We start from the raw sequence: 5,747 nt of genomic DNA on the forward strand, positions 1-5,747 counted from the left end.
TTTGGTTCTGGTGTGTTCTTCTCGTTTGGGGAGGGCCTGGAACTGTGGTTCTGGTGGTGGCCTGCTGGTCTGGATCGTCGATTTGACAGTCTGGGTCTGGCGGGTAAGCTAGAGAAGTTGCCTCGGAGCGTTCAGCTCTGGGTGGCGGATCTGGTTCTGAGCTTCACGGCGTGTCGATTTGACAGGCTGAGCGGCTCGGATAAGATAGAGAAGTTGCCCTGAAGGGAAGGCCGTGAGGCTGGACCGCAGGAGCATCCGATCCTTGAGAACTCAACAGCGTGCACTTGTCAAATGCCAATTTATTCCTCGTCCATTGACCTTCGGGTTGATGGTGAGAAATTCCTTTGGATCAAAGACCAACCCTTTGGGGTTGGCAACGGATAGTCAGCAATGATTTATCTCTTTGGTCAGTTTCAAACTCGCTGCATGGCCGTTTTCCCGGTTGTGTATGCATTTCTTTTTTACGGAGAGTTTGATCCTGGCTCAGGATGAACGCTGGCGGCGTGCTTAACACATGCAAGTCGAACGGTGAAGCAGGAGCTTGCTCTTGTGGATCAGTGGCGAACGGGTGAGTAACACGTGAGCAACCTGCCCCGGACTCTGGGATAAGCGCTGGAAACGGCGTCTAATACTGGATACGAGTAGCGACCGCATGGTCAGCTATTGGAAAGAATTTCGGTCTGGGATGGGCTCGCGGCCTATCAGCTTGTTGGTGAGGTAATGGCTCACCAAGGCGTCGACGGGTAGCCGGCCTGAGAGGGTGACCGGCCACACTGGGACTGAGACACGGCCCAGACTCCTACGGGAGGCAGCAGTGGGGAATATTGCACAATGGGCGAAAGCCTGATGCAGCAACGCCGCGTGAGGGATGACGGCCTTCGGGTTGTAAACCTCTTTTAGTAGGGAAGAAGCGAAAGTGACGGTACCTGCAGAAAAAGCGCCGGCTAACTACGTGCCAGCAGCCGCGGTAATACGTAGGGCGCAAGCGTTATCCGGAATTATTGGGCGTAAAGAGCTCGTAGGCGGTTTGTCGCGTCTGCTGTGAAATCTGGGGGCTCAACCCCCAGCCTGCAGTGGGTACGGGCAGACTAGAGTGCGGTAGGGGAGATTGGAATTCCTGGTGTAGCGGTGGAATGCGCAGATATCAGGAGGAACACCGATGGCGAAGGCAGATCTCTGGGCCGTAACTGACGCTGAGGAGCGAAAGGGTGGGGAGCAAACAGGCTTAGATACCCTGGTAGTCCACCCCGTAAACGTTGGGAACTAGTTGTGGGGTCCATTCCACGGATTCCGTGACGCAGCTAACGCATTAAGTTCCCCGCCTGGGGAGTACGGCCGCAAGGCTAAAACTCAAAGGAATTGACGGGGACCCGCACAAGCGGCGGAGCATGCGGATTAATTCGATGCAACGCGAAGAACCTTACCAAGGCTTGACATATACGAGAACGGGCCAGAAATGGTCAACTCTTTGGACACTCGTAAACAGGTGGTGCATGGTTGTCGTCAGCTCGTGTCGTGAGATGTTGGGTTAAGTCCCGCAACGAGCGCAACCCTCGTTCTATGTTGCCAGCACGTAATGGTGGGAACTCATGGGATACTGCCGGGGTCAACTCGGAGGAAGGTGGGGATGACGTCAAATCATCATGCCCCTTATGTCTTGGGCTTCACGCATGCTACAATGGCCGGTACAAAGGGCTGCAATACCGCGAGGTGGAGCGAATCCCAAAAAGCCGGTCCCAGTTCGGATTGAGGTCTGCAACTCGACCTCATGAAGTCGGAGTCGCTAGTAATCGCAGATCAGCAACGCTGCGGTGAATACGTTCCCGGGTCTTGTACACACCGCCCGTCAAGTCATGAAAGTCGGTAACACCTGAAGCCGGTGGCCTAACCCTTGTGGAGGGAGCCGTCGAAGGTGGGATCGGTAATTAGGACTAAGTCGTAACAAGGTAGCCGTACCGGAAGGTGCGGCTGGATCACCTCCTTTCTAAGGAGCATCTGACTCTTCGGAGTCCAGAACCCAGATCGAAGGCATACGTTCTTCGCTGGGAGCTCATGGGTGGAACATTTGACATGACATCAGCGCAGCTGGTTTCTGCTAGTACGTCAACTTCGGTTGGTTGGAATGTGGGGATTGGTGAGCGGGGTGTCTGCACGCTGTTGGGTCCTGAGGGACCGGGTGCAACCCTTCGGGGTTGCGGCTGAACCTCAGGACTCTTCTGGTTTCCGGCCTTTTTGGTTGGTTGTCGGTTGAGTACCGCCCGTACTTTGAGAACTACACAGTGGACGCGAGCATCTTCAACATGACCCTTTGGGGTTGTGTTGTGAAAGATGATCTTAAAGATCATTAGTCAATTTCTGATTCACACTTTCGGGTGTGGGTCGAGTTTTGATTCAACTCATGTGATTTCAAGTCTTTAAGAGCAAACGGTGGATGCCTTGGCATCTGGAGCCGAAGAAGGACGTAGCAATCTGCGATAAGCCTCGGGGAGTGGATAAGCACACTTTGATCCGAGGGTGTCCGAATGGGGAAACCCCGCTGGGCGGCGTGCCGACCTAGTGACTCCCGCCTGAATATATAGGGCGGGTAGAGGGAACGTGGGGAAGTGAAACATCTCAGTACCCACAGGAAGAGAAAGCAACCGCGATTCCGTTAGTAGTGGCGAGCGAAACCGGATCAGGCTAAACCGAGCATGTGTGATAGCCGGCAGGCGTTGCATGTTCGGGGTTGTGGGACTCACCTGGATCTTCTGCCGAAGGTCCGACGTTACAGAAGCGTATAGACGAACGGTCTTGAAAGGCCGGTCATAGAGGGTGCCAACCCCGTAGTCGAAATGCGTGTTCTGGCGTGGAGAGTATCCCAAGTAGCACGGGGCCCGAGAAATCCCGTGTGAATCTGTCAGGACCACCTGATAAGCCTAAATACTCCCAGATGACCGATAGCGGACAAGTACCGTGAGGGAAAGGTGAAAAGTACCCCGGGAGGGGAGTGAAATAGTACCTGAAACCGTTTGCTTACAAACCGTTGGAGCCTCCTTAGTAGGGGTGACAGCGTGCCTTTTGAAGAATGAGCCTGCGAGTTAGCGATATGTGGCGAGGTTAACCCGTGTGGGGTAGCCGTAGCGAAAGCGAGTCTGAATAGGGCGATTCAGTCGCATGTCCTAGACCCGAAGCGAAGTGATCTATCCATGGCCAGGTTGAAGCGCGTGTAAGAGCGCGTGGAGGACCGAACCCACTTAGGTTGAAAACTGAGGGGATGAGCTGTGGATAGGGGTGAAAGGCCAATCAAACTTCGTGATAGCTGGTTCTCTCCGAAATGCATTTAGGTGCAGCGTTGCGTGTTTCTTGCCGGAGGTAGAGCTACTGGATGGCCGATGGGCCCTACAAGGTTACTGACGTCAGCCAAACTCCGAATGCCGGTAAGTGAGAGCGCAGCAGTGAGACTGTGGGGGATAAGCTTCATAGTCGAGAGGGAAACAACCCAGACCACCAACTAAGGTCCCAAAGCGCGTGCTAAGTGGGAAAGGATGTGGAGTTGCTTAGACAACCAGGAGGTTGGCTTAGAAGCAGCCACCCTTGAAAGAGTGCGTAATAGCTCACTGGTCAAGTGATTCCGCGCCGACAATGTAACGGGGCTCAAGCACGCCACCGAAGTTGTGGCATTGACATTATTGGTAGGCCTTCGTGGTCCAGCCGTGTTGATGGGTAGGAGAGCGTCGTGTGGCCAGCGAAGCGGCGGTGTAAACCAGCCGTGGAGGCTACACGAGTGAGAATGCAGGCATGAGTAGCGAAAGACGTGTGAGAAACACGTCCTCCGAAAGACCAAGGGTTCCAGGGTCAAGCTAATCTTCCCTGGGTAAGTCGGGACCTAAGGCGAGGCCGACAGGCGTAGTCGATGGACAACGGGTTGATATTCCCGTACCGGCGAAGAACCGCCCAAGCTAATCCAGTGGTGCTAAGCGCCCAAAGCCAGACACCGTCACCTTCGGGTGGCATCGTTTGGTGGAGCGCGCGACCCCATGCTGGTGCGGTTAGCGTATTAACAGGTGTGACGCAGGAAGGTAGCCCAAGCCAGGCGATGGTTGTCCTGGTGCAAGTGCGTAGGCCGAACGGTAGGCAAATCCGCCGTTCACGTAGGCTGAGACACGATGCGGATAAAAAGTGGGTGATCCTATGCTGCCGAGAAAAGCATCGACGCGAGGTTCTAGCTGCCCGTACCCCAAACCGACTCAGGTGGTCAGGTAGAGAATACCAAGGAGATCGAGAGAATCGTGGTTAAGGAACTCGGCAAAATGCCCCCGTAACTTCGGGAGAAGGGGGGCCATCGACGTATTAGGACTTGCTCCGAAAGCGTTTGGTGGCCGCAGAGACTAGTGGGTAGCGACTGTTTACTAAAAACACAGGTCCGTGCCAAGTCGCAAGACGATGTATACGGACTGACGCCTGCCCGGTGCTGGAAGGTTAAGAGGACGGGTTAGCTTCGGCGAAGCTCAGAATTTAAGCCCCAGTAAACGGCGGTGGTAACTATAACCATCCTAAGGTAGCGAAATTCCTTGTCGGGTAAGTTCCGACCTGCACGAATGGCGTAACGACTTCCCAACTGTCTCAACCGCGAACTCGGCGAAATTGCACTACGAGTAAAGATGCTCGTTACGCGCAGCAGGACGGAAAGACCCCGTGACCTTTACTACAGCTTGGTATTGGTGTTCGGTGTGGCTTGTGTAGGATAGGTGGGAGACTTTGAAGCAGGGACGCCAGTTCTTGTGGAGTCATTGTTGAAATACCACTCTGGTCACTCTGGATATCTAACTTCGAACCGTAATCCGGTTCAGGGACAGTGCCTGGTGGGTAGTTTAACTGGGGCGGTTGCCTCCCAAAAAGTAACGGAGGCGCCCAAAGGTTCCCTCAACCTGGTTGGTAATCAGGTGTCGAGTGTAAGTGCACAAGGGAGCTTGACTGTGAGACTGACAGGTCGAGCAGGGACGAAAGTCGGGACTAGTGATCCGGCAGTGGCTTGTGGAAGCGCTGTCGCTCAACGGATAAAAGGTACCTCGGGGATAACAGGCTGATCTTGCCCAAGAGTCCATATCGACGGCATGGTTTGGCACCTCGATGTCGGCTCGTCGCATCCTGGGGCTGGAGTAGGTCCCAAGGGTTGGGCTGTTCGCCCATTAAAGCGGTACGCGAGCTGGGTTTAGAACGTCGTGAGACAGTTCGGTCCCTATCCGCTGCGCGCGTAGGAAGTTTGAGAGGATTTGACCCTAGTACGAGAGGACCGGGTTGAACGAACCTCTGGTGTGTCAGTTGTTCCGCCAGGAGCACCGCTGATTAGCTACGTTCGGAATGGATAACCGCTGAAAGCATCTAAGCGGGAAGCCGGCCTCAAGATGAGACTTCCATGCCTTCGGGCGAGAGGCTCCCAGCCAGACTACTGGGTTGATAGGCCAGATGTGGAAGCGTGGTAACACGTGCAGCTGACTGGTACTAATAAGCCGATGACTTGATAACACACCGTTTTTGGTGCTTGCGTCCACTGAGTGGTTCTCGATGTACGGTCGAGAACCACCTTCAACACAACATGTTTGTGTTGCTAAGGTTTTGATTGAAACATCAATAGTGTTTCGGCGGCCATAGCGTGAGGGAAACGCCCGGTCACATTCCGAACCCGGAAGCTAAGCCTCACAGCGCCGATGGTACTGCAGGGGGGACCCTGTGGGAGAGTAGGACACCGCCGGACTTCTTTTGTAAAA

The 5,747-nt window shown here is 54.5% G+C and carries 1 protein-coding gene and 3 rRNA genes; all 4 read left to right on the forward strand.

What is annotated here, in order from left to right; all coding sequences use genetic code 11:
* On the forward strand, positions 1–222 hold a 222-nt coding region (locus AC1REM_RS15775; RefSeq protein WP_492515512.1), incomplete at its 5' end, for a hypothetical protein.
* Between the two features lie 238 nt (positions 223–460).
* Positions 461–1,984 (forward strand): 16S ribosomal RNA (locus tag AC1REM_RS15780).
* A 420-nt stretch (positions 1,985–2,404) separates the two neighbouring features.
* Positions 2,405–5,505, forward strand: a 23S ribosomal RNA gene (locus tag AC1REM_RS15785).
* Between the two features lie 112 nt (positions 5,506–5,617).
* A 5S ribosomal RNA gene (rrf, locus tag AC1REM_RS15790) occupies positions 5,618–5,734 on the forward strand.
* Together the 16S, 23S and 5S rRNA genes form the textbook arrangement of a ribosomal RNA operon.
* The last annotated feature ends 13 nt before the right edge of the window (positions 5,735–5,747 follow it).

This window comes from Microbacterium sp. GW823-FHT02G05 (genome assembly GCF_058797175.1).